Origin of the sequence: Microbispora sp. CL1-1 (genome assembly GCF_012034195.1) — a bacterium.
Lineage (GTDB): Bacteria > Actinomycetota > Actinomycetes > Streptosporangiales > Streptosporangiaceae > Microbispora.
In genome coordinates, this window is record NZ_JAATEK010000005.1 from 100024 (window position 1) to 123802 (window position 23779).

Consider the following 23779-nt stretch of genomic DNA (forward strand, 5'->3'; position numbering starts at 1 on the left):
TAAGGAGGCGTCTTGGCCGAGAGAAAGATGCCGATCAGGGCGGCGATCGACGCGTCCGACCCGGGCGTCGTCATGCTCGACACCCTGCGCGACGCGCTCGGGAAGACCGACCCCGAGCTGATCAGGGCGGCCTCGGGCGAGTTCAAGGGTGTGCACGACAAGCTGAAGACCGTGGTCGACACCCTCGACAAGCACCTGGACGCCCTCGACAAGCACTGGACCACGGGCGACGACGCCAAGCAGGTGAAGGAGCAGCTCCACCGGCTCAGGACCTCCACGCTCGCCGTGATGAACGCGATCGTGGAGACCTCCCTGCCCGACGGCCGCTCCGGACCGCCCTCCACACCGCGCGGCGTGGTCCCCGCGCTGGACGTGTACGCCAGCTCGCTCAACCAGTTCCGGGGCGAGAACGTCCCGAAGCCCACCAAGAGCGACATCGACTGGTATGACGCCGCCCTGGAGGCCGGGGCGGTCGGCGCCGCGGGCGGCGCCATCGCCGGCTCCCCCTTCGCGGGTGTCGGAGCCATCCCCGGAGCCGTCATCGGCGGCGTCGGCGGGTTCATCGTCGGCGGCATCGGCGGCGCCATCGGCTCGATCTTCGGCGACGGCCCCTTCCTCAACATCTTCGGGGAGTCGAAGGAAGAGAAGGACATGAAGGCGGCCGAGGAGCACCTCAAGAAGCTCACCCAGGCGACGAAGGCCGCCAACGACATGTTCCCCGCCTCACTCGACACCGACGTGCCGAAGTTCGACATGACGCCTCCCCCTTTCAACCCCGTCACCGGGCCCGGCGGGAGCCTCCCGAACGGGAACGTCCGCACGAACGTGAACGGCCTGGGCGATCTCGGGTCGCTCGGCGACCTCGGAAACGACCCTTCCGGCGACGGGCTCGGCTTCGACACCGGCTACCCGCCGTACGGGCTCGGGGGCGGGCCCGGATCGGCGGCGGGCGGCGACGGGCGGTTCGGGAACGGGCTCGACGGCGGACCGAACGGGACGGGCCTCGACGGGCTCGACGGCTCGGGCCTGAACGGCGCCGGACTGAACGGCGGCTTGAACGGGAGCGGGCTGGACGGGAGCGGTCTCAACGGCGCGGGCGGCAACGGCGCCGGCAACGGACAGTACGGCGCGGGTCCGGGCACCAGCCTGGCCGGCCACACGCCGGGGCTCGACGCGTTCGGCGCATCGGGCGGCTCCGGCGGTGGCGCGGGCGCGGGGTACGGCACGGGCTTCGGCGGCAGCGGCTACGGCGGAGCCGGAGCGGGCGGCGGCGCAGGTGCCGGAGCCGGGACCGGCGGCGTGACCGGCGTGAACGCGGCGGGTCTGCGATCCTCCGCCGGAGGCTCGATGCTCCCGATCGCGCCGCACGGCACGGGCAACGGCGAGGAGCGCGAGGAACGCGAGCGGACCACCTGGTTGCTGGAGGACGAGGACTTCTTCATGAGCGACCAGCCGACCACCTCCCCCCGCATCGACAGGGCATGATCGAGAAAGGTGTGACGTGTCCCTTGACTCCGGCGGCGGTTCGCCGCCACCGAAGCTGCGCCTACCCGCGGACTGGCCGGGTCTCGACGGGAGCCCGGACGGCGCGGCGGGCGGGCCGTACATCGAGCACACCCGGGTCCTCCAGGTCCTCAAGGGGCTGCGGGAGGAGCTCGGGACACTGCGCGGTCGCGCTCCGGCGAGCATGAGCGCCACCTGGAGCGGCCCGGGCACCGCGGGCGAGGTCCAGGGCCTGACCAACGTCGGCCCGGCCGAGGCCGGTCCGTGGGACACGGCCCGATATTTCGGACTGAACGCCGAGCAGGCCCACGAGGTGCTCAGCGGCAAGTACCAACTGCTGATCGACCGGGTCGAGGCGCTGGTCACGGCCGTCGAGCAGGCGGTCGCCAACTACCAAAAGGGCCACGAGAGCAGCAGCGCGTGAGCCAGAGGGCAGGGAGATAGACCTCGATGGGATCCGACTCCGGCTGGGAGCTGATCAAGATCTACGAGACCCTCTACGGTCTCGACCAGGGCAATCTGACCCGGGAACAGATCAAGCAGAAGCTCGACGCCGCCAAGCCGGACGACATGGGCAGGGCCGGCCAGGCGTTCCTCGACGCCGCCGACCTCATGGGCGGGACGATCGGCGGGAACGGCCCGTCCGAGAGCGGCATCCAGGCCGCGCTCAGCAGGACGGCCAAGGAGCTCGCCCAGGTGTGGCGCGGCCCGGCCGCGGTCCAGGTGCAGTCGGCGCTCCGCGCGCTGTACGCCACGGCGGGCGCGCTGGGTGACGCCATGGCGTCCAGCGGAGCCGCCATGTCCTGGTACGCGACCGTGGTGAAGAACGCGCAGGCCAACTTCCCCGCCGCCACGGACACCAGCAACGAGGGCGCCGGGGGCGGCACCACGGGCAGCCCGCCCACCGACGCGGACGAGGCCGCGCGCAGACACTTCCGCAAGCTCAACGAGGACATCCAGCAGGCGAACAACGCCTTCGCCGAGGGGCTGGCCTTCGAGCTGCCCGCCATCGAGCCGACGAGCATCGACCTCACCCGGTCGCCGCGCATCCAGGTGGGCGGGACGGGGGCGCCCGTCACGACCACCGACACGTGGCACGGCGGCTCCACCGGTGACGGCACGTCCGGTTATGGCACGTCCGGCTCGGGGGGCTCGGGTTCCGGGTCGAGCGGTTCGGGCTCCGGCGGGGGCGGCGGCACGGGCGGCCCCGGCTCCGACGGCAGCGGCTCGGGCGGCGGCGGCACGGACGGGTCGGGCGACTCCGGCTCGTCGGACCCCGGGCAGAACGGCCCTGGCCAGGACGGCACAGGACAAAACGGCACAGGGCAGAACGGTTCCGGGCAGAACGGTTCCGGGCAGAACGGTTCCGGGCAGAACGGTTCCGGGCAGAACGCGGGGCAGCCGGGTGGTTCCGGCGACGGGTCGGGCACCGCTCCGCCCGTGATCGGCGGCTCCGACAGGACCGACCTGGCCAACGCCCATCCCCTGCCCACCGGCACGAACCCCGCGGGCACCATCCCCAACGGGCTCACCGGCTATCCGGACACGCACCTTCCCGTCACGACGACCGGCCCCACCGGCACGCTCCCGCCCGGCGGGGTGATCGGCACGTACGGCGGGCAGCGCGGCGGCTTCGGGACCGGCTTCGGCGTCGGCGGCGTGCAGGCGGGCGAGTCCGTCCTCGGCGCCCTGCGGCCGGGCCAGGCCGGCGGAGGTTCCTCCTTCATGCCCTACGGCCCGGCAGGCGCGGCCGGATCGGAGGGCCGGGAGGAGCGCCAGCGGGAGATCTACGACCCCGAGCCGGACGTCTGGCGCGTGACCGGCACCACCAGCCCCGACCGCATCGGCTGACCCCGCCGCGACCACATCAGCCGCATCGGGCTTCGCGGCGCTCGCCACCACGACGAGCGCCACGGTGCCGGTGGTCGCAGCGGGCGCGGGGCCGGGCCGCACAGACAGCATGGCGCCGGTGGTCGCGGCGCGCGTGGTCATGCCCGGCCCAGGGCCCGCCCGCTGTGGAGCGGGCGGCGGGTTACAGGCCCAGGCTGCGGCTGATGCGGTCGAGCTCGCCCAGCACGTCCTTCGCTGTCCGGTCGAAGGCGGACTCCGCCTCTCTGACCTGGGCGAGCACGGCCTCCGGGTCGTCCAGGAACTTCGACTGGTCGCCCTCCGGCCCGAGCGCGTCGGCCATGGCCCGGTTCATCTGCCGATACAGGTCGTCGGACGCGGCCCGCATCGTCTCCTTGATCCGCTCGGCCAGCTCCCCCGAGCTCAGCCGCATGGCCTTGGGATGCAGCTCCAGCTCGCTCAGCCCTCGGGCGGAGACCTCCACGCTGACCAGGCCGTCCTCGTCGCGGGCCCGGCCGACCAGCGAGGACAGGGTGGTCTGGAGCCGTTCGACGGCCGTGATCCTGGCGTCCACTCGCTGCTGGAAACGCTCCACGTCGAAGTCGTCGAACCCGCCGTCGGCCATCTGAGCCCCTTTTCCCCGCGATATTCGGAACATCGGCAAGTTAACGCATTCAAACCGAGGCGTACGGGTTTTATCGGCTCACCCGTTACGCATCAGTGAACATCCGCCGAATTTCCGCTTTCTACCTGCGGAAACGTATCCCCGACGCATGGCAGGGACCCGAAACCCGGTGATAGGCAAGATCACGTGTCCTATGGTGCACCCTCGTCAAGTCAGCCACCGGTCCCCGCCACGGCGTCGCCCACCGCTTCCCCGGCTCCGCCCACCTCGGCCACACCGCCGACGACCCCACCGGCGTCCACGGCACCGCCCTCGCCGGGGCCGTCCGCTACACCGTCCACCACGCCGCCCGCCACACCGTCCACCGCATCATCGGCAGCACCGCCGACCGGCGCGCCCACGGCGGCGGCGACACCGACGTCCCCCGCTTCCCCGGCTCCGTCCGTGCCGTCGATGGTCAGCCCGTGCCCGCACACGCCGCCCTGCCCGCCGCCGGGCCCCTGCCTGCCCGACTCGCTGCGTGTACGGCAGCCGGGGACACCGCCGGGGACGCAGCAGGCCCCACAGCGGGCCCCGCGGTCGCCGGCGGCCCCGGCCGCACCCTCTGGCGGCTCAGGCGCCATGCCCGGCTACGAGGTGGCCGCGAGCTTCATCAGGAAGTTCGCCGGCACGGTGAGCGGCTCCGCCGACGGTGTCCGGCGGCTGGGGGACGCGACGCCCCGCTTCCAGGGCTGGAACCTCGCCCCGCTCGCCGGGATCCCCATCGTCGGGCTCACCGTCGTCCACCGGTTCAACACGATCTCCGACACCTGGTCGGGCGCCGCGGCCATCCTCGGCGACGCCCTGCACACGGACGGCGAGACGCTGGTCAGGGCGGCCGACAATTACGTCGCGGCGGAGAAGGCGAGCAAGGCCACGATCCAGCAGCCGCGCCCCTGAAAGCCGTGCTCACGCCGGCCCAGCGGGCGCGACATCCCATCAGCGATCGACTCTCCCGGCCGACCGGCAGGGGCACGGTCTTTCAGCAGGGCTCAACGTCCAGGAACCACAAGTGCTCACCTGCCGGCGGCTGCCACCAGGAGTCTGCCGCACGGCTCACTCCAAGAACCGATTAGGACCCGCATGTCGACTCCGCCCAGCGAGCCGGGCACGCTGTTCGTTCCCGGCCGGCCCACTTCGGGCCCCAAGGAGCTCTACATCACCGATTCGAGTGGCAACGTCCAGCGGACCGTCTCCGTGGCACCGGCCGGCTCCGCCGACACGGCCGCCGCCTCCGCCGCCACCCGCACCGACCCCGGCTTCTTCAAGAGCCTGGTCAAGGGGTTGAACCCGCTGCGGCAGCAGACGCGTGCGGCCTCGGCCATGTCCGGTCTGGGAGTCGCGGCACTCGCCCTGGACGTGGCCGCCACGCTGAACCTCGGCAACCCCTTCCTCTTCTACGACAGGCGGGAGACCTGGAAGGAGATGGGAGGCCGGCTGGAGAGCGGCAGGTCGGACATCTGGTTCTCCTACTTCCAGGACGTCAGCCCCAACTGGAAGGGCCAGGCGGCGGACCTGCTCGGGCGGCGGGTGCGCTTCAACACCACGGTCCTGTACGAGAAGCTCCACGGGATCACCGGTGAGATGAGCGGTGCGATGCACAGCCAGTTCAAGGAGGTCCTTGAGTACGACCTGTCGGTGTTCGGCCTCTACGCGACCTCGGCGCCGGTCCTCCGTTCGCTGGCGGCGATGAGCGCGCACCCGGTCGGCCGGGTCGCGCTGATCTCGCAGGCCGGTGCGTTCGTCAGCGCGCTGGGCAACCTCGTCAAGCAGTTCGCCGACATCTACATGGCGTACGAGAGCGACCTCAACAAGATGGAGCAGAAGCTCAACGACGTGCGGGCCGCCTTCTACCACCAGGGCGACCCGGCGCGGGGCCGCCGTGACCTCACGCTCACCCCCGCCGTGGCGGAGCGGGCGAACATCCACGACTACTGGCAGCCGGCGAACAGGGACCTGCGATGAGGAACACGGCCGCGTTCAACGAGGGCAGGGAGGGCGACGTCGCCGGCCTGGTGCGGGAGGTGCAGGGCCGCGTCGGCGCGCTCGCCGACCTGCTCCACACCCTGAGCGAGGAGGTGATCGAGGGCACCGACGCCACGGGCGCCGTGACGGCCCGGGTCACCGGCGCGGGTCACCTGCTCGGGCTGAGCATCGACCCGCGGGCGATGCGCGACCTCGACCACGTCGCGATGTCAGCCGCGATCCAGGGCGCGATCGGCGCCGCGCGCGGCGCGACCGGCGAGCGGCTGACCAAGGCCATGGAGGAGTTCACGGCGGACTTCGGCGACGCGCCCCCGTCCGGCGACCCGCTCGCGCCCTACGTCCAGGCCCTGCTTCGCGAGGAGTGACGGTGAACGAGATGCGTGAGCTCCGGGCGCGCATTGAGCGGCTGACGGCCGCGGCCGCCCTGATGGACGAGCTCGCCGCCGAGTGGAGCACGCGGAAGCACATCGGCAGGGCCGACGAGGGCAGGATCACCGCGACCGTCGATGCCGTGGGCACGCTGCTCGCCCTCGACATCTACCCGCTCAGCATGCGCAGGCTCGACGGCCGCGGACTCGCCGAAGCCGTCCTCAAGGCCGTACGGCGGGCCGAGGCGGCGGCGGAGGCGGCCAAGGAGGAGCTGATGCGCGGCGGGCTGGAGGCGGCGGGCCTGCCCCATGTGGCCGATCTCCTCGGCGACGCCCGCCGCGCCTTCGACGAACGGGCGTCACCTCACGGCACCCACCGGCCCTAACCCAAGACACCCCACGCGCCTCCGGAGAACGGGAGCCACCTCACGGCACCCACCGGCCCTAACCCAAGACACCCCACGCGCCTCCGGAGAACGGGAGCCATCCCACGGCACCTACCAGCCCTGGCCCAGGACACCCGCCGCGTCTTCGACGAGCGGGTGTCACTCCGCTTCCAGCCGAAGTCGCCGCCGCTCGAACCCCCTCCCCAGGGCCTCGTCAATCTCCTGATAGTCAGATCGTTGAATAGTCATATCCTTGACTAACGGAGAGAAGGGAGCGGTTCATGGCCTTGCGGCACGCCGTCCTCGCGGCATTGCTCGACGGGGAGCTCAGCGGTTATCAGCTGGCCAAGGCGTTCGATGTCGGCGTGGCGAACTTCTGGCACGCCCTGCCCCAGCAGCTGTACGCCGAGCTGGCCAGGCTGGAGAAGGAGGGGCTGGTCGCGGGGCGGCGGGTGGTCCAGGAGACCCGGCCTGCCAAGCGCCTCTTCCACGTCACCGACGCCGGGCTCGCCGAGCTGGAGCGGTTCGCGGCCGACACGTCGAAGCCGTCGTTCATCCGCGACGATCTGCTCGTCAAGGTGCAGGCGGCCGACCACGTCGACGCCGAAGCGCTGATCCGGCAGGTCGAGGAGCGGGCCGCCATGGCTGAGGCCAAGATCGACCTGTTCCGGCGGATCCTGCGGAAGATGCGCGGCGACCTGGGCGAGGAGGAGTTCCTTCGCGTGGGCCGGCGCATAGGGCCATACCTGACCTGCCTGCGCGGCCTGGCCTTCGAGGAGGGAAACCGCGACTGGTGCCGGCGAACCGCCGCGATCCTCCGGGCCAGGAACGCGGCCGTCGCGGGCGAAGACACCCCGGCCGTGGCAGGCGAAGGGGCCGCACCGGCTTCTCGCCGTCCGGAGGTGGCCCGTGCCGACCGATGAGCGCCTGCGTTACGTCGCCCTCGGCGACAGCCAGACCGAAGGGCTCGGCGACGGCGATCCCGCCCACCCGCGGGGCTGGGCCGACCGGCTCGCCGAGCGGCTCACGGCCGTCGACCCGGAGGTCACCTATGCCAATCTCGCGGTGCGCGGGCGGCTCGCCGGGGAGGTGCGGGCGGAGCAGCTCGCGCCGGCCCTGGCCCTGCGCCCCCATCTGGTCACCGTCGTCGCGGGCGTCAACGACCTGATCAGGCCCCGCTTCGACGCCGCCGAGGTGGCCGGGCACCTGGAGGCGATGTTCGCCGCTCTCACGACGGCGGGCGCCCGCGTCGCGACCCTCACGTTCCCGGACGTCGGGAAGATCGCACCTATCGCCCGGCCGCTCCGCTCGCGGGTGTTCGACCTCAACGACCGCATCCGGGTGGCGGCGGCGCGGCACGGGGTCGTGGTCGCCGAAACGGCGGACCACGCCGTCTCCACCGACCCCCGGCTCTGGAGCGCCGACCGGCTCCACGCGAGTCCGCTCGGCCACGAGCGCATCGCCGCGGCCGTGGCCCACGCCCTCGGCCTGCCCGGCAGCGACGACGGCTGGACGCTGCCTCTGTATCCCCCGATCGATCCGGCCGGCTGGCGGGCCGTGGGCGCCGAGGTGCGCTGGGCGGGCACGTTCCTCGGCCCGTGGCTGGTGCGGCGCCTCCTCGGCAGGTCGTCCGGCGACGGCCGGACCGCCAAGCGCCCCGCCCTGCTGCCCGTACGGCCGACGGCGTGACCCACACGCCCCGCGAGACGGCCCACGACCGAGACGGCCCACGACAGGGGCGGCCCACGACAGGGACGGTCAGCCCGACAGGCCGCGCACCCAGGAGTACAGGTCGAGCACGCCCAGCGTGAGCGGCACCAGCGCGACGATGAGCAGCGCGTCGAGGATGTCGGCCGCCCGCCCCCAGAACGGCGAGGGCCTGCCCGCGGGCAGCCAGAGGCCGAGACCGAGCGCGAGCAGGGCCGTCCACAGCACCCCGATCGTCACGGCCACCTCGCCGACGGCGTCGGCGCCGGTGCCCACCGCGAACGCCAGGGTGGCGGCCCCGGCCACCGCCGTGAGGACCATCCACAGCCGCTGGGCGACCCCCGCGAAGACCCGCGCCCGCATGGCCAGCGCCAGCGCCAGCGTCGCCGCCGTGGTGTCGGCGACCCAGCCGCCGTGCCGTACGAGCAGCAGCTCGGCCGCCACGCCGGCGAGCGCGATCGCGATGACCATGCCGGTGGCGTACCGGTGAGCCTGCGCGGTCCGCTGGAGCACCAGCGGGCCGTCGATCCGCTGGTTGTCGCTGCGCAGCTCCTCGGCGCTGGTGGGCAGCGGCGGCAGCGGCACTCTGGCCATCCGGAACGACAGCGTGGGGATGAGGGGGCTCAGCGCCAGCAGGGCCGTGGCGACCACGGCCGCCGCCCCGGCGCCCGGTCCCCCGAAGACCATCACGCACGCGGCGCCCACGGCCCCGGCGACGGACGCCACCGCGACGCCGAGGAAGCCGGCCACGCCGTCGGCGATCAGCACGCCGCCGACCGTCGCCACCAGCGCGGTGTACGCGAGCCCGGCCAGCAGGTTCGGCGCCCCGAGGATCAGCACGGCGCCCGAGGCCCCGGGCGTGAACAGACCGGCGAGGAAGGCGTGCGGCAGCGCCGCGTAACCGACGAGCGCGCCTGCGGTGGGCTGGCCGACGGCCCTCGACACCACGGCCCCGGCGGCGACGAGGAGCACCGCGACTGCTCCGGCCACCCCCGCGGTGAGCCGCGGCGGGGCCGCCGCGAGGGCGAGGACGACGGCGCCGAGCGCGAGCAGCGCGGCGGCCACGCCCATGCCGAGCAGCCGCGTGTGCCGCGGCTCCCACCTGCCGCCGCCCTCCTTGGTGCCGGTGGCGACGACGTCGGCCACGTCGTCGAACACCGCGGGCGGCATGACCGCGTCGCGCGGGCGCAGGTAGAGGACCTCGCCGTCGAGGACGCCCAGCGCCCCCAGACTCTGGCCGAGGTCGAGCGGCGGCCCGCCGAGACGCTGGAGCACCCAGCCGGGGGCCGCGGCGGCCTCGCCGCCGACCTCGCCGACCGCCCGGAGCAGTCCGGGCATGACGTGCGGCAGCGGGATGTCCGACGGCAGCGCGAGGTCCGCCTTCTTGCGCGGGGCGACCACCGTGACGTGGCACAGGGGCGGCAGCGGCACGGTCGCCTGCGGCAACGCGCCCTGCTGGGCCGGGCCGTGCGGGCCCGGGCCGGGCTGAACCATGCCCTGCTGGACCACACCTTGCTGGACGTGGAGGGGGACCGGCGATGACACAGCGGGAATCCTCTCCCGGAGATCTCTCTGACAGCCCGAAAATATCGGCAAACCTGGTAGAAAAGTCAGTCAGATGAGCATTGTCGTGGTCTCGCGTCCCGAGCGCCGCCCGGGCCCCAAGCCGCCCCGTGGCGAGATCCTCCTGGAATCCCCGCCGGAGATTCCCGAGGTCCAGCCGCAGGGCCTGATGTCCATGCTCACGTACGTGCCGATGCTGGCCGGCGGCGCCGCGATGGCGCTGATGTTCACGGCGGGCGGCAACGGCAACCCCCTCATGTACGTGGCCAGCGGACTGTTCGCCGTCTCCATGGTCGGCATGAGCGTCGGCCAGCTCGGCCGCAACTCCGGTGAGCGCAGGAACCGGCTCAACGGGCTGCGCCGCGACTACTTCCGCTATCTGTCGCAGATCCGCAGGAAGGTCCGCAGGGCCGCCGTGCAGCAGCGGGAGGCGCTGGAGTGGAGCGGGCCGCCGCCCGACTCGCTGTGGTGGCTCGCGATGGGGCCGCGCCTGTGGGAGCGCAGGCCGCGCGACGACGACTTCGCGACCGTACGGCTCGGCACCGGCGTGCAGAAGCTGGCCATCCAGCTCGTCCCGCCGGACACCAAGCCGGTGGAGGACCTCGACGCCCTGTCGGCCGGGGCGCTGCGCCGGTTCGTCCGGGCGCACGCCACGGTCTCGGGGCTGCCCGTCGCGGTCGCCCTGCACTCCTTCGCGCGCATCCACCTCACCGGCGACCCCACCGCGATGCGCGAGCTGGTGCGTGCCATGATCGCGCAGCTCGTCGTCTTCCACTCCCCCGACGACATGCGGATCATGATCTGCGCGAGCAAGGAGTGGATGCCCCACTGGGAGTGGGTGAAGTGGCTGCCGCACGCCCTGCACCCGGAGCAGAACGACGCCGCGGGCCAGGTCAGGCTCATGGCGGAGAACCTCGGCCACCTCGACGCGCTGGTCGGGGAGGAGCTCAGGGAGCGGGCCAGGTTCCGTCCCGGCGCCTCCGCGGATGCCCTGCCGTACCACGTGGTGATCGTGGACGGCGGGCACGTGCCACACGACAGCCAGCTCGGCTCCGACGCCATCCAGGGCGTGACCGTGATCGACCTGTCCGCGGTGACCGGGCCGGTGCCCGAGGCGATCACGCTCCGGCTGGACGTCCAGCCCGACGGCTTCCACATGGTCAAGATCGACCACACGGGACGGCGGTCGAGCAACCGGCTCGGCGACCCCGACCGGCTCGGTTATCCCCAGGCGGAGGGCCTGGCCCGGCAGCTCGCGCCGCTGCGCGCCTCCGCGGGCGCCCAGGGCGAGGCGCAGGACGTGCTCGGCGTCAACACCTCGCTCACCGACCTGCTCGGCGTGGGCGACCCCGTACGGCTCGATCCCGCGGTGATCTGGCAGCCCCGCGCCGGGCGCAACCGGCTGCGGGTGCCGATCGGCCTGGGCGCCGACGGGCGGATCGTCGAGCTCGACATCAAGGAGTCGGCGCAGGGCGGCATGGGCCCGCACGGCCTGGTCATCGGGGCGACCGGCTCCGGCAAGAGCGAGCTGCTGCGCACGCTCGTCCTCGGCCTGGCCATCACGCACTCCTCCGAGATCCTCAACTTCGTGCTGGTCGACTTCAAGGGCGGCGCGACGTTCCTCGGCCTGGAGTCCCTCTCGCACGTGTCGGCGGTCATCACCAACCTGGAGGACGAGCTGCCGCTCGTCGACCGCATGCACGACGCGCTGCACGGCGAGATGGTGCGTCGCCAGGAGCTGCTGCGGGCCGCGGGCAACTACGCCTCGCTGCGCGACTACGAGCGGGCCAGGGAGCAGGGCGCCGATCTCAAGCCGATGCCGACCCTGTTCGTCGTGATCGACGAGTTCAGCGAGCTGCTGACGGCCAAACCGGAGTTCATCGACCTGTTCGTGATGATCGGACGGCTCGGCCGCTCGCTCGGCGTGCACCTCCTCCTGGCCTCCCAGCGCCTTGAGGAGGGCAGGCTGCGCGGCCTCGACACCCACCTGTCGTACCGGATCGGTCTGCGCACGTTCTCCGCCATGGAGAGCCGGGTCGTGCTCGGTGTCGCCGACGCGTACGAGCTGCCGCCCGCGCCGGGCAACGGCTACCTGAAGTACGACACGACGGGCATGACCCGGTTCAAGGCCGCCTACGTGTCCGGGCCGCACCACGCCGACCCCACGCGGTCCGCGTCCGGCGAGCCGGGCCGTCCGATGCGCGACGTGGTCGAGTACGGCACCGCCTTCGCGCCCGTCGAGGTGACCGAGACGCCCAAGGAGCTGGCACCCGCCGATGAGCAGGCCGGCCCGCGGCACAGCCTGCTCGACGTCGTCGTCGGCCGCCTCACCGGCCACGGCCCCCCAGCGCACCGGATCTGGCTGCCCCCGCTGGCCGAGCCGCCGACGCTGGCCCACCTGCTGCCGCCGCTGTCCGTCACCCCGCAACACGGCCTGACCACCGCGACCTGGGGCGGCCGGGGGATGCTCCACGCGGTCGTCGGCATCGTCGACCGGCCGTTCGAGCAGCGCCGCGACCCCTACTGGCTGGACCTGTCGGGCGGCGCGGGCCACGTCGGCGTCGCGGGCGGCACGCAGAGCGGCAAGAGCACCGTGCTGCGCACGCTGATCACGAGCATGGCCCTGATGCACACGCCGCGCGAGGTGCAGTTCTACTGCCTCGACTTCGGCGGCGGCTCCCTGGCCTCACTGGAGGGGCTGCCCCACGTGGGCGGCGTCGCGAGCCGCCTCGACGCCGACCGCGTGCGCCGTACGGTCGCCGAGATCTCCACGATCCTGGAGCGGCGCGAGGCGGACTTCGCCGAGCACGGCATCGAGTCGATCGCGGCCTACCGGCGGATGCGGGCCGAGTCCGGCCGCGACGGCGACGGCTGGGGCGACGTGTTCCTGGTCGTGGACGGCTGGCTGACGCTCAGGCAGGAGTTCGAGTCGCTCGAACCGGTCATCACCGACATCGCCGCACGTGGCCTCGGCTACGGCATCCACGTGGTGGCGGCCACCAACAAGTGGTCGGAGTTCCGGTCGAGCATCCGCGACCTGTTCGGCACGAGGGTCGAGCTCAAGCTCGGCGACGCGTACGAGTCCGAGGTGAACAGGAAGGCGTCGCTGGCGGTCCCCGAGGGCGTGCCGGGACGCGGCCTCACCAAGGAGGGGCTGCACTTCCTGTCCGCGCTGCCGCGCATCGACGGCGTGCAGAGCTCCGAAGACCTCGCGGCGGGCGTCCGCGGGCTCGTGCACGCGATCAGGGAGGCGTGGCAGGGGCCGCCCGCGCAGCCGATCCGGCTGCTGCCTCCGGTGCTGCCCGCGGCGTCGTTGCCGAGCCCCGAGGAGACCGGCCCGAAGATCCCCATCGGCATCGACGAGGCGACACTCTCGCCCGTGCTGCTCGACTTCGACGCCGACCCGCACTTCGTCGTCCTGGGCGACACCGAGAGCGGCAAGTCGAACCTGCTGCGGCTGATCGCCGAGGGCCTGGTGGCCAGGCGGGAGCCGCACGAGGCGATGATGATCGTCGTCGACTACCGCAGGTCGCTGCTCGACTCGGCCGCGACCGCCCACCGCATCGGCTACGCGGCGTCGAGCACCGCCGCCGCCGAGCTGGTCAACGACGTACGCGGCGCCCTGCTCAAGCGGCTTCCTCCGGCCGACCTCACGCCCGAGCAGCTCCGGACGCGGAGCTGGTGGCAGGGCTCGGACGTCTACATCGTGGTGGACGACTACGACCTGGTCGCCACCTCGTCCAACCCGCTGCTGCCTCTGGTGGACCTGCTGCCGCAGGCGCGGGACATCGGGCTCCACCTGGTGTTGTCGCGCCAGATGGGCGGCGCCGGCCGGGCCATGTACGACCCGGTCATCCAGAAGCTGAAGGACATGGCCAGCCCCGCCGTCATCCTCTCCGGCAACAAGGACGAGGGCTACCTGTTCGGCAACGTCCGGGCGCATCCGCTGCCACCCGGCCGGGGCTACCACGTGGACAGGAGGTTCGGGGCGCGGCTCGCCCAGACCGCGTTCCTGCCTCCTCCGGACGGTGAGTGACGGACGGAAAGGAGCAGCACGTGACCGGTTTCGACATCCACTTCCAGGCGCTCGAAAGCTGCCGTACGGCGGTCCGCAAGGCCTGGGGCCAGTACGAGAGCCTGCACGGCGGCCTGCCCGAGACGCCCGGCGCCCGCGCGGCCGACTTCGGGCACGTGGACGGCGCGGCGGCGCTGGCCGCGGCCGTCGACACGGCCTACTCCGCGCTGACCTCCGAGGCGGCCGACGCGAGGACCAAGCTGAAAGGCGTCGAGCGGGCGCTGGAGACCGTGCAGGACAACGTCCGTACGGCCAACAAGGCCACGTCCACCTCGATGCGGGCATGAGTGGCGTCGCCGACCTGCCGGGGGGTGCGGAGCTGGCCTCCATGTTGCGGAAGGTGAGCGGCGATCCCGGCGCGATCCGCGACATCGCCGGGAAGTGGCGCGGCGCGGCCGGCAACGCGCAGGACTACGCGGGCGGGGTGAGCCGCGCCGTACGCACCGTCGACGCCGCGTGGCAGGGCCGCTCCGCCGACGCCTTCGTCACGTACATGAACAGGTACGGCAAGGCGGCCGACGGCCTCCACGACGCCCTGGTCGCGTGCGCGGGCGCGCTGGAGAAGGTCGCCACCGCCCTGGAGAGCGCCAAGTCGAAGATCGACGGCATCTGTGGTGACGTGGTCGCCGAGGCGGCCACCTACCGCAGCCGGCACCAGGACGCCACCGACGAGGAGCTGGACAGCGGGCTGCGGGCCATCGTCTCCCGGGGCGTCGAGGACGCCCGGCCCCATCTGGAGCAGGTGAACACGGCCGTCGGCGACGCCACCAAGACGCTGGGCGACCGCCTCGGCGGCGACTACCGGGACGGCGCGCTCACCTTCGCCAAGATCCCCGACCCGGGCAAGCAGGAGTTCGTGCCCCGGCACGGGCACACCGTCGACTGGCAGCGCACCCCCGGCTACACGGGCGCCTCCGGTGACCCGCGCCCGACGCTCGCCTCGTACAACCCGACGAACCTGAGCGGCGCGAACGGCACGGGCGGCGGCTTCGGCGGCTACGGCACCAGCGGCCCGCCGCCGGCCGGCGGCGGGCCCGCGCCCACGGGACAGGTCAAGGACTGGATCGACCAGGCCATCGCGATCCTCAGGGCCCAGGGCTACCCCGCCGACAAGATGAACCGGGACGACATCTGGATGATCATCCGGCACGAGTCGGGCGGCAACCCTCACGCGATCAACAACTGGGACTCGAACGCGGCCGCCGGAACCCCGTCGAAGGGCCTGATGCAGACCATCGACCCGACGTTCGACCGCTGGTCGCTGCCCGGGCACAAGGACATCTGGAACCCGGTGGACAACATCATCGCGGGCGTCCGCTACGCCATCGCGCGCTACGGGTCGGTCTCGGCCGTCCCCGGCGTGGTGGGCATGAAGACCGGCACCGGATATCGCGGATACTGACCCGGCAGCCCATATCTGAACGACGTGCTTTCGCGGCGGCGGGGAAGGGCGGCCGTTCAGGCGGCGGGAAAGTCGGTGGCGGGCGCGGTGAGCGCGGCGGCCTCGACGTTCGCCCGCAGGGCCTCGACCTTGACCGTGGCGTAGGAGTGGGCGTCGGATCCGAGCAGCAGCCGCAACGGGCCCTTCCCGGTCACGACCCGGTCGATGATCGCACGGGCGCCCTTGACCGGGTCGCCGAGCTGGCCGCCCTGGAGCTTGAGGTGATCGCGCACCATCTCGCGGATGCCCGGGTAGTGCGCGGTCGTCTCGGCGGGCAGGGCGAGCGAGTCCTCGGTCAGGAAATCGGTGCGGAAGTAGCCGGGCTCCACGATCGTGACCCCGATGCCGAAGTCCGCCACCTCGGCGGCGAGGGCCTCGCTCAGCCCTTCCAGCGCGAACTTCCCGGCGCAGTAGAGCGCCCAGCCCGGCACGGCGGTCAGGCCGAGGATCGAGGACACGTTGACGATGTGGCCCCCGCGCCGCTCGCGGAGGACGGGCAGGGCGGCGCGCAGCACGTTCCACACGCCCACGACCTGGACGTCGAGCATGTCGCGGACCTCGCGGTCGCCGGTCTCCTCCACCGCGGCCAGGAAGCCGTAGCCCGCGTTGTTCACGACGACGTCCAGGCCGCCCAAGCGTTCGGTGGCCTCCTGAACGGCCCACGCGACCTCCGCCTCGTCGCGCAGGTCGACGGTGAGTGCGAGAAGGCGCGAGACGTCGGTCTCGTCGCCGAGCGCGGCGAGCAGCCGCTCGGACGACCGGGTCGTCGCGGCGACGCGGTCACCGCGATCGAGCAGCTGCTTGACCAGTTCGAGGCCCAGGCCCCGGGAGGTGCCGGTCACGAACCATACGGCCGGTCGGCTGGCGGGAAAGCTCATGATCATCCTCTGCGGGTAGAAGGCGGTGCTTGCCGGATTCGGCGGTGGCGCCGGCCCGGAGGTCCCGGAGACCGGCACAGCACCAGCATCGGTCGCCTCGACCCGCTGCGGAGGCCCATATCGCGCCCTGTGCGACCGCGCACCGGGCAACCTAGGAGTAATAGGACCAGGCAGGATTCGAACGGCAAGAGAGACACTGGAGGGCATGGCAGAGACCAACCGCGAACTCGCCGATTTCCTGCGACGCGCCCGGAGCCAGGTGGACCCGTCACGGGCCGGTCTGCCCCCCGACGGCCGCGTCCGGCGGGTCCCCGGCCTGCGTCGCGAGGAGGTCGCCTTCCTGGCCGGAGTCTCGGCCGACTACTACGCCCGCCTCGAACAGGGCCGGCGCATCACCCCGTCGCCGTCGGTCGTCGAGGCCATCGGCCGCGCCCTCGGCCTCGACGACGCGGGACGCGTGCATCTGCACGACCTCACCGGCGTGACCACGATGCCCGTACGGCGGCGCACCCGCGGCGTCCAGCGCGTACGCCCCGGGCTCTACCAGCTCCTCGACGCCTTCGACGGCGAGCCCGCCCTCGTACTCGGCCGCCGCACCGACGTGCTCGCCGCCAACCGGATGGCGAAGGCGCTGTTCGCCGACTTCGAACGGATGCCGCCCCGGCAGCGCAACTACGCGCGGTGGATGTTCCTCGACGACGCCGCCCGATCGCTGTTCGTCGACTGGGAGGTCCAGGCGCGGGCCGCGGTCGAGAGCCTGCGGCTCGACGCCGGTCGCGACCCGGACGACCATGCCACCGCCGCCCTCATCGCCGAGCTGCGCGAGCACAGCCGCCAGTTCGCCCACTGGTGGGAGCAGCACCGCGTCCACCAGCGCACCCACGGCTCCAAGCGGCTGCGCCACCCGCTCGTCGGTGAGCTGACCGTCGAGTTCGAGACGCTCTGCCTGCCCGGTGACCCCGACGTGACGCTCTTCCTCTACACCGCGGAAGCCGGCTCGTGCTCGAAACTCGCCCTGGACCTTCTCGCGAGCTGGACCCTCTCCGGCCCGGGCGCCGACGGCGCCTCGCCATACGACCTGCGTACCGGCACCGACGACCGTGCCCGCTGATGTCACTTCCGGTGGCCCGCCGACTTCTCGGCGAAGAGGACGAACGTCAGGACGGCGGCGAGCACGAGAGCGCACACCGTGACGATCAACCCGGGCCGCAGAGAATCGGTGAAAGCGCCCGCGACACCGCGTGCGATCGTGGCGCCCATCGCCCCGGCGCCCGCCGGCGCGTGGCCGCCGTGCGCGACCGCGCTCTCGACCTGGGCGGCGACACCGGAGGGCACTCCGGCCCCGGCCAGACGCTCGGGAAGCACCGCCGAGAAGTGCGCGGTCAGGATGGTGCCCAGCACGCTGGCGCCCAGCACGTTTCCGAGCTGGCGGAACATGTTCACGGACGCGCTGGCCATGCCTGCGGCTTCGTGGGGGACGCTGGAGATGGAGGCGGCGGTGCTCGGTGCCAGCACGAAGCCGGCACCGAGACCGAACAGCACCATTCCGGGCCACACCCAGGCGTAGGAGTCGTCCGGCGGCGACGCCATGAGCAGCTCCGTCCCGGCCGCCGCGATGACGAGCCCGGCCGTGAGCATCGATCGGGTGCCGAATCGGCGGATCAGGCGTCCCGCCACCGCGCTGACGGCCACATAGACGGCGAACATCGGCAGCAGGCGCCATCCGGTGTCCAGGGCCGACGCGTGCTGGACGCGCTGGAAATACAGCACCATCAGCAGGGGCACCCCGCCGAATCCGAACATCATCACCAGGGCCACGCCCATGACGGTGCTGAACGACGCCGAACGGAACAGCGTCAGGTTGAGCATCGGGTCCGCGCTGCGAAGTTCCACACGGACAAACAGGACAAGGGTGACGAGGAAGACGAGGAACGCGACCAGGATGCGCATATCGCCGTACCCGACGTGCCCGCCCTCGATCACGCCGTACGTCAGGGCCAGCAGGGACACGGTGGTCAGCACGAGGCCGGGGATGTCGATACGACGGCCGAGGTGACGGCTGTTCTTCACCAGGATCGGCGTGACGGCCAGGACGACCAGCGACATCGCGGCGTTGACGAGGAACACGCTGTGCCAGGAGAAGTGGTTGAGCAGCACGCCGGCCACCAGAGGACCTCCGGCCAGGCCGACGCCCGAGCAGCCCGCCCAGATGCTGATCGCCTCGGTGCGCTTGCGGGGGTCCGGGAAGATGTGGCTGACGATGGTCAGGCTGTTGGGCAGGATCATCGCGCCGCCGACGCCCATCACCGCCTCGGCGGCGATCAGCGTCCCGCCGTCGCCCGCGCCGAACGCGACAAGACTGCCCACGCCCATGACGACGGTGCCGATGAGGAAGACGGTGCGCCGGCCGGCGAGATCGCCGAGAGTGCCGGCGGACAGCGTCAGACCTGCCACCGCCAGGGTGTACGCGCTGCTGACCCATACCAGGGTCGTGGTGGACGTATGCAGTCCCGACTGGATGAAGCCGAGAGACCCGATCGTCGCGGTGATGTTGATGAAGGTCATCATCATCCCGAGGCAGGCCGCGGCCAGCGCGAGCCACGGCCGCCCGGTCCCAATCCCGGTCCCAATCCCAGTCCCAGTCGTGGTCCCAACCGCGGTCGCGGTTCCGGTCGCGGTTCCGGTCGCGGTTCCGGTCGTGGCCGGCGCCGACGGCGGTAGCTCCGTTGCGCCCGTGAGCGCGGTTCCCTCGTGTGACTTCTGGGATGGGTCCTGTGATTCGGACGAATCCCCCCTGAGTTGCGTCATAGAACGCACGCTAATGCTGGTCAGTTCTATGACGCAACTTGTAGTCTTGGGTGTGTGGAACGCAAAAGCTTCGCCGACATGCACTGCTCGGTGGCCCAGTGCCTTGAGGTGGTCGGTGAGTGGTGGACGATGCTGATCGTGCGTGACGCCTTCCTGGGCGTCACCCGGTTCGACGAGTTCCAGCAGCGCCTGGGCATCTCCCGCAACATCCTCAACCAGCGGCTCGGCCACCTGATCGAGCACGGCGTCATGCGGAAGGTCCCCTACAGTGACCGTCCGGCGCGATACGAGTACCGCCTCACGGACAAGGGCCGTGACCTGTGGGCGGTGGTCACCGCCATGAGGCAGTGGGGGGACCGGCACGCCGCCCCCGACGGGCCGCCGCTCCAGATGGTGCACAAGGGCTGCGGGGAGACGGTCGAGGCGACCATGACCTGCTCCCACTGCGGAGAGTCCCTCGCGGCAGAGAACGTGTGGCCCGTCGCCGGCCCCGGGGACTTCGACAACCTGCTGCAGATCAACGGCTCAGCGTAACGAGCGAGCCGCGCGAGCTCGTCCCCGAGCGCGTCCCGGGCGCAGCGATCCGGGCACGGTGATCCAGGCAGGGCGGCACGGTCCCGAGCCGGCCGGAGGCGCGGCCTGATCCCGGCCTGAGATCGAGCCGGGATCGCCTCCCCAGAGTGGCACCGGCAGAGCCACGCGGACGGGCCGCGCAGACGGGCCGCACAGACGGGCCGCGCAGATGGAAGGCCGGGCGGATGTCCGCCCGGCCTTCGTGTGAACCGGTCAGCCGGCTGTCAGCCGGCACTGTCGGCCGGAAGTGCCAGCCGGGGGTGCCAGCCGGGGGTGCCAGTCACAGTGCGGCTGTGGTGCCGGTCGCAGCGTCAGCGGCAGTTGTCCCAGTCGCCGCCGGCGCTGGACGCGCCGACGCTGCCGGAATACCTGACGCACTTGCCCTTGGCCTGCAGCTTCACCGGGCCGGCGTAGTACTTGTAGTTACCGCTGTCGGTCTTGGAACCGCCGCCCTGGACTTCCAGCGTCGCGGAGACCGGAGTTTCCTTGCCGACGTCGGCCGTCTTGATCGTGACGACGCAGTTCTCCCCCGTGCCGGGGTTGTACAGCTGATAGACGGTGCCCCCCGCCAGGGCACTGCTGCGCTGGACGGAGAAGCCCGGACCGCAGGCCTGGGTGGGGCCGAAGGGGTTCCGGACCGGCGCCGCGGTCGTCGGCTCCGGAGTCGGAGTGGTGGGCCTGGGGGCCACCGTCGTGGGCTTCGCCGTCGGAGTGGGCTTGGGCGCCACCGTAGTCGGCTTCACCGTCGGAGTGGGGTTGGGCGCCACCGTGGTCGGGGTCGGGGTCGGGATCGGGGTCGGGGTCGGGGTGCTCGGCTGCGCGGACGCCGTCGGCTCCCCGGTGGGCTTCCGGGCGTGCCTCCGCCCGGGCCTCTCGGTCGGTACCCAGGAGGGAACCCAGCTGGGCCTCTCGACGGGCTTCTCGGTGGGCCCCTCTGTTGGCCCCTCGGTCGGCCCCTCGGTCGGCGCGGTGGGCCGCGGGCTCGGCACCTGCTCCTGCTGCTCCGTGGGCACCGGGCTCGGCGACTGCGTGGGCGGGGGCTCGGGAGTCGGCTGCGTCGGCACCGGGCTCGGCAGCGCGGTGACCGTGGCGGTGGTCGTCACCCGGGCCGTCGGCTGCGTCGTCGACCAGGTCGGCTGCTGCGGCGGCGGGACCACCGGCTGGCTCGGCATCGGCACGAGCGGGCCGGGGGTCGGCGCCGACGTGAGCTCCGGCGTCACCGGAGAGTCCGTCGGCCACTCGCTCGGCAGCACCAGCGGCTGCACCGGCGAGTCGGGGTCGTCGGACGACAGCGCCCACGGCACCGTCACCTGCGGCGCCGCCGTCGGGGCCGATCCGCCGCCCCCGGTCGCGCCTCCCGCCGTGGTGCCGCCGCCTCCCGTGGTCCCTCCGCCGCCCGCGTTTCCACCGTCCGCGAGCGCACGTCCGCCGTTCCCGTGCCCGCCCGCGGAGCCCTCCGCGGCGGCAGGTGACAACTGGACCTGGGAGTAGTGACCGGCGCCCCACAGCCCCACTCCGGAGAGCAGGACCACGGCGCCGACCGCCGCTGCGAGCCCGACCGGGAACGGCCTGCGCTTGGCCGTCTCGACCTGGCCCTGGGTGGTCGGCGGCCCCCACGTCTGCTGCTGGGGCTGCTCCTGCGGCATGGCGGGCGGCTGCCAAGAGGCGGTGGACGCCTGCTGAGGGACGGGCGGCGGGCCCCAGGTCTGCCCAGGCACCGGGGCCTGAGGAACAGGAGCCTGCTGCGGAACCGGCCCCTGCTGGGGAGCAGGCGCCGGCGGAACGGGGACTCCCCCGACCGCCGGCTGCGGGGGCAGCACGACCGTCGCGCCGGGGGCCGGCGCCGGTTGTGCCCCTGCGGCGCCGCCGAGCAGTTGCAGCATCGCGGTGTACGCGGTGGGCCGCTGCCCCGGCTCCTTGGCGAGCGCGGGCAGCACGACCTGGCGCAGCCGTTCGTCCAGGCCGCCGAGGTCGGGCTGCGCGTTGAGCACGGCCTGCGGCTCCTGCGGGAACGGCGGACGTCCGGTCGCGGCGAAGACCACCGTGGCGGCCCAGGCGAACATGTCCGCGTACGCGTCGTAGCGCTCGCCCCTGATCTGCTCCGGAGCCCGGTAGGCGAGCTCGCCCACCGGTGGGCCGACCGCGACGTCGGTCAGCTTGACGCCGTCGTCCGCGACGATGACGTTGTGCGGGGTGAGCGAACCATGCACGAGGTCGGCGAGGTGCACGGCCGTCAGCGCGGTGAGCACGCCCACCGCGACGCGTTCGAGCGCCTCCCCCGAGAGCGGGCCCTCGGCCGCCACGACGGCGGCCAGGCTGCGTCCCTCGACGTGTTCCCTGACGACGTAGGGTCGATCCCCGAATAGGCCCGCCGTGATGGTGCGGGCCACATATGAGCTGGACACACGCGTGGCCACAGTGAGCCGGTCGAGGACGGCCTGCCCCGAACCCGGCTCCGCGGCCAAGAGCTTGATCATCCGCACAGGGGCGTCGTCGCCGGTCTCCTTGCCGACATAGACGTCGCCGCGGGGCCCCTCGTCCAGCCGTCCCTGGATGGCGTACTCGCCTATCTGCTCGGGATCACCCGGCCGTAAAGGGTGCATCTCAGTCCTTTCTGGAAGTGACCTGATAAGGATCATTCAACCAAGAGGACATGGGGCAAAGCATCAGTTTCCGGCAGGCACAAAACATTGAAACGTCAATTACCCAAAGCCGAAGAGTCAACCTTCACGGCCGGGACGCCACCTTCTCCGTCTGCCCATCGGCACGAACACCCGTACGGCCACGATCAGCCCCACCGCGCACAACGCCGCCGCCGCGATCGTCAGCGCCAGGTCGATCGCCTCCTGGTCCACCGGAGCCGGTTTGCTCACCGCGTCCTGCGACAAGGGGGCAGGCGCCGGCGGCGCGATGACGGGAGCGCCGCCGACCTCCATCGGCAGGATCGCGGTGACGGCAAGCATCGGGTTGACCATCCCGGCTCCCGTGCCCGTCCCCAGTCCGCCGTCCGCCGTGGCGGTGATGCGCCCGCGCACCTGCTCCTGGTTCAGCTCCGGATGGCGGGCACGCACCAGCGCCGCCACCCCCGCGACGTACGGCGTGGCGAAGCTCGTGCCTTCGAGCCCGCTCATGTACGACCGCCCTGGCCAGGTGGAGGTGATGTCCTGGCCCGGACCCAGGACGGAGACGGGAGTGACCGTGTTGGAGAAGTCGGCACGCCGGCCGTCCGGGGTGGCCGACCCCACGGCGAGCACATCCGGATACGCGGCGGGATAGGAGGCCTCCGGCGTGCCGTCCTCCGCGGTCGTGTTGCCGGCCGCCGCCACGATCACCGCGTCCTTGCCGACCGCGTACGCGACGGCCTGCCTGAGCTTCGGATCGTCGCGGGCGTCGATCGACACGTTGATCACGTCGGCGCCGAAGTCGGCCGCGTCCACGATGGCCCTGGCCAGCGTGTCCGGGTCGCCGCGCTCCTCGTTCGTCTGCTTGAGCGAGATCAGCCGTACGCCGGGCGCGACACCATGGAAGGGGACGCCCTTCAGATACTGGGCGGCGATGATCCCGGCGACCGCCGTGCCGTGCCCGACGCAGTCACGGTGGCCCGTGCCGGTGTAGTCCACCTCTTTGGCCACCCGGATCTGCGGGTGCGTCAGGTCCACGCCGCTGTCGATGATCGCGACCGTGACGCCCTCGCCCCTGGTGAGCGGCCACACCCGCTTGGGGTCGAGCCTGCGCTGCGCCCACGGCTCGGCCACCTGCATGCTGCCCTTGCGCGGCGCGCACCGAGCCGGCGCGACGCGCGCCTCGGCGGGCGGCGCGGGCGGCGCCACGAGAAGCAGAGCCAGCACGGTCGCCAGAAGGCCGGGTCCCCGCATAAGCGATCAGCCTAACGAACCCGACCGGTGGTGCCACTTCACAATATGCCGCTTCAACCCGGACATACCGGCGATGGGGCAGGGAAGTGCAGGGAGACGAGGCA

21 protein-coding genes are annotated in these 23779 nt (G+C 72.3%); 14 read left to right on the forward strand and 7 right to left on the reverse strand.

Annotated elements, in window-relative coordinates:
* Positions 1 to 12: 12 nt before the first annotated feature.
* The 3 genes from HCK04_RS08180 to HCK04_RS08190 are packed head-to-tail and all read left to right on the forward strand — an operon-like array spanning position 13 to position 3354.
* On the forward strand, positions 13 to 1485 hold the full coding sequence (locus tag HCK04_RS08180; RefSeq protein WP_142646492.1) for a hypothetical protein: 1473 nt from the start codon (positions 13 to 15) through the stop codon (positions 1483 to 1485).
* Between the two features lie 16 nt (positions 1486 to 1501).
* Entirely contained in the window at positions 1502 to 1927 is a 426-nt protein-coding gene (locus HCK04_RS08185; RefSeq protein WP_142646494.1) for a hypothetical protein, read from the forward strand.
* A 26-nt stretch (positions 1928 to 1953) separates the two neighbouring features.
* Complete coding sequence (locus HCK04_RS08190) at positions 1954 to 3354, forward strand: hypothetical protein (protein WP_142646496.1); 1401 nt, start codon at positions 1954 to 1956, stop codon at positions 3352 to 3354.
* Between the two features lie 181 nt (positions 3355 to 3535).
* Here the strand turns inward: HCK04_RS08190 and HCK04_RS08195 are convergent, their stop codons facing one another.
* Together HCK04_RS08195 and HCK04_RS08200 are read right to left on the reverse strand one after the other, a co-directional pair.
* A complete protein-coding gene (locus HCK04_RS08195; protein ID WP_142646498.1) occupies positions 3536 to 3976 on the reverse strand; it encodes a YbaB/EbfC family nucleoid-associated protein in 441 nt (146 codons plus the stop codon).
* Positions 3977 to 4188: 212 nt separating this feature from the next.
* Positions 4189 to 4599, reverse strand: a complete 411-nt coding sequence (locus tag HCK04_RS08200; protein ID WP_142646500.1) for a hypothetical protein — start codon at positions 4597 to 4599, stop codon at positions 4189 to 4191.
* Between HCK04_RS08200 and HCK04_RS08205 the strand changes: the two genes are divergently transcribed.
* The 6 genes from HCK04_RS08205 (at position 4598) to HCK04_RS08230 (ending at position 8444) form a co-directional block, all read left to right on the forward strand.
* On the forward strand, positions 4598 to 4915 hold the full coding sequence (locus tag HCK04_RS08205) for a hypothetical protein (RefSeq protein WP_142646502.1): 318 nt from the start codon (positions 4598 to 4600) through the stop codon (positions 4913 to 4915). The two genes, HCK04_RS08200 and HCK04_RS08205, sit on opposite strands and share 2 nt — an antisense overlap.
* Positions 4916 to 5098: 183 nt before the next feature.
* Positions 5099 to 5980 carry a hypothetical protein gene (locus tag HCK04_RS08210; RefSeq protein WP_142646504.1) on the forward strand — a complete coding sequence of 294 codons (882 nt, stop codon included), beginning with the start codon at positions 5099 to 5101 and terminating at the stop codon, positions 5978 to 5980.
* Complete coding sequence (locus tag HCK04_RS08215) at positions 5977 to 6366, forward strand: YbaB/EbfC family nucleoid-associated protein (protein ID WP_142646506.1); 390 nt, start codon at positions 5977 to 5979, stop codon at positions 6364 to 6366. The genes HCK04_RS08210 and HCK04_RS08215 overlap by 4 nt, the downstream gene beginning before the upstream one ends.
* 11 nt (positions 6367 to 6377) lie before the next feature.
* On the forward strand, positions 6378 to 6755 hold the full coding sequence (locus tag HCK04_RS08220) for a YbaB/EbfC family nucleoid-associated protein (protein WP_240971198.1): 378 nt from the start codon (positions 6378 to 6380) through the stop codon (positions 6753 to 6755).
* A gap of 281 nt (positions 6756 to 7036) precedes the next feature.
* Positions 7037 to 7678 carry a PadR family transcriptional regulator gene (locus HCK04_RS08225; RefSeq protein WP_142646510.1) on the forward strand — a complete coding sequence of 214 codons (642 nt, stop codon included), beginning with the start codon at positions 7037 to 7039 and terminating at the stop codon, positions 7676 to 7678.
* Positions 7665 to 8444 (forward strand): SGNH/GDSL hydrolase family protein, encoded by a 780-nt coding sequence (locus HCK04_RS08230; RefSeq protein ID WP_142646512.1) that lies wholly within the window; start codon positions 7665 to 7667, stop codon positions 8442 to 8444. The genes HCK04_RS08225 and HCK04_RS08230 overlap by 14 nt, the downstream gene beginning before the upstream one ends.
* A 69-nt stretch (positions 8445 to 8513) precedes the next feature.
* Here the strand turns inward: HCK04_RS08230 and eccD are convergent, their stop codons facing one another.
* The gene (eccD, locus tag HCK04_RS08235; protein ID WP_260617167.1) at positions 8514 to 10007 is read right to left on the reverse strand and encodes a type VII secretion integral membrane protein EccD; all 1494 of its coding nucleotides are present in this window, start codon (positions 10005 to 10007) and stop codon (positions 8514 to 8516) included.
* Between the two features lie 73 nt (positions 10008 to 10080).
* Here eccD and eccCa point away from each other — a divergent pair, with 73 nt between their 5' ends.
* The 3 genes from eccCa to HCK04_RS08250 are packed head-to-tail and all read left to right on the forward strand — an operon-like array spanning position 10081 to position 15502.
* Positions 10081 to 14061 carry a type VII secretion protein EccCa gene (gene eccCa / locus HCK04_RS08240; protein WP_142646514.1) on the forward strand — a complete coding sequence of 1327 codons (3981 nt, stop codon included), beginning with the start codon at positions 10081 to 10083 and terminating at the stop codon, positions 14059 to 14061.
* Between the two features lie 20 nt (positions 14062 to 14081).
* Positions 14082 to 14387 carry a hypothetical protein gene (locus HCK04_RS08245; RefSeq protein WP_142646515.1) on the forward strand — a complete coding sequence of 102 codons (306 nt, stop codon included), beginning with the start codon at positions 14082 to 14084 and terminating at the stop codon, positions 14385 to 14387.
* Entirely contained in the window at positions 14384 to 15502 is a 1119-nt protein-coding gene (locus HCK04_RS08250; RefSeq protein WP_142646517.1) for a WXG100 family type VII secretion target, read from the forward strand. The genes HCK04_RS08245 and HCK04_RS08250 overlap by 4 nt, the downstream gene beginning before the upstream one ends.
* A 56-nt stretch (positions 15503 to 15558) precedes the next feature.
* Here the strand turns inward: HCK04_RS08250 and HCK04_RS08255 are convergent, their stop codons facing one another.
* On the reverse strand, positions 15559 to 16419 hold the full coding sequence (locus HCK04_RS08255; protein WP_142646518.1) for an SDR family NAD(P)-dependent oxidoreductase: 861 nt from the start codon (positions 16417 to 16419) through the stop codon (positions 15559 to 15561).
* A gap of 205 nt (positions 16420 to 16624) precedes the next feature.
* Here HCK04_RS08255 and HCK04_RS08260 point away from each other — a divergent pair, with 205 nt between their 5' ends.
* Positions 16625 to 17530: a helix-turn-helix transcriptional regulator gene (locus HCK04_RS08260; RefSeq protein ID WP_142646520.1), complete on the forward strand. Its 906-nt coding sequence runs from the start codon at positions 16625 to 16627 to the stop codon at positions 17528 to 17530.
* Between the two features lie 2 nt (positions 17531 to 17532).
* Here the strand turns inward: HCK04_RS08260 and HCK04_RS08265 are convergent, their stop codons facing one another.
* Positions 17533 to 18990: an MFS transporter gene (locus HCK04_RS08265; protein WP_205830004.1), complete on the reverse strand. Its 1458-nt coding sequence runs from the start codon at positions 18988 to 18990 to the stop codon at positions 17533 to 17535.
* A 291-nt stretch (positions 18991 to 19281) separates the two neighbouring features.
* Here HCK04_RS08265 and HCK04_RS08270 point away from each other — a divergent pair, with 291 nt between their 5' ends.
* Positions 19282 to 19761, forward strand: a complete 480-nt coding sequence (locus tag HCK04_RS08270; protein WP_142646524.1) for a helix-turn-helix domain-containing protein — start codon at positions 19282 to 19284, stop codon at positions 19759 to 19761.
* A gap of 350 nt (positions 19762 to 20111) precedes the next feature.
* Here HCK04_RS08270 and HCK04_RS08275 read toward each other — a convergent pair whose 3' ends face one another.
* Together HCK04_RS08275 and mycP are read right to left on the reverse strand one after the other, a co-directional pair.
* On the reverse strand, positions 20112 to 22403 hold the full coding sequence (locus HCK04_RS08275) for a serine/threonine-protein kinase (protein ID WP_168065736.1): 2292 nt from the start codon (positions 22401 to 22403) through the stop codon (positions 20112 to 20114).
* Positions 22404 to 22520: 117 nt separating this feature from the next.
* Positions 22521 to 23675 carry a type VII secretion-associated serine protease mycosin gene (gene mycP, locus HCK04_RS08280; RefSeq protein ID WP_142646528.1) on the reverse strand — a complete coding sequence of 385 codons (1155 nt, stop codon included), beginning with the start codon at positions 23673 to 23675 and terminating at the stop codon, positions 22521 to 22523.
* Positions 23676 to 23779: the final 104 nt, after the last annotated feature.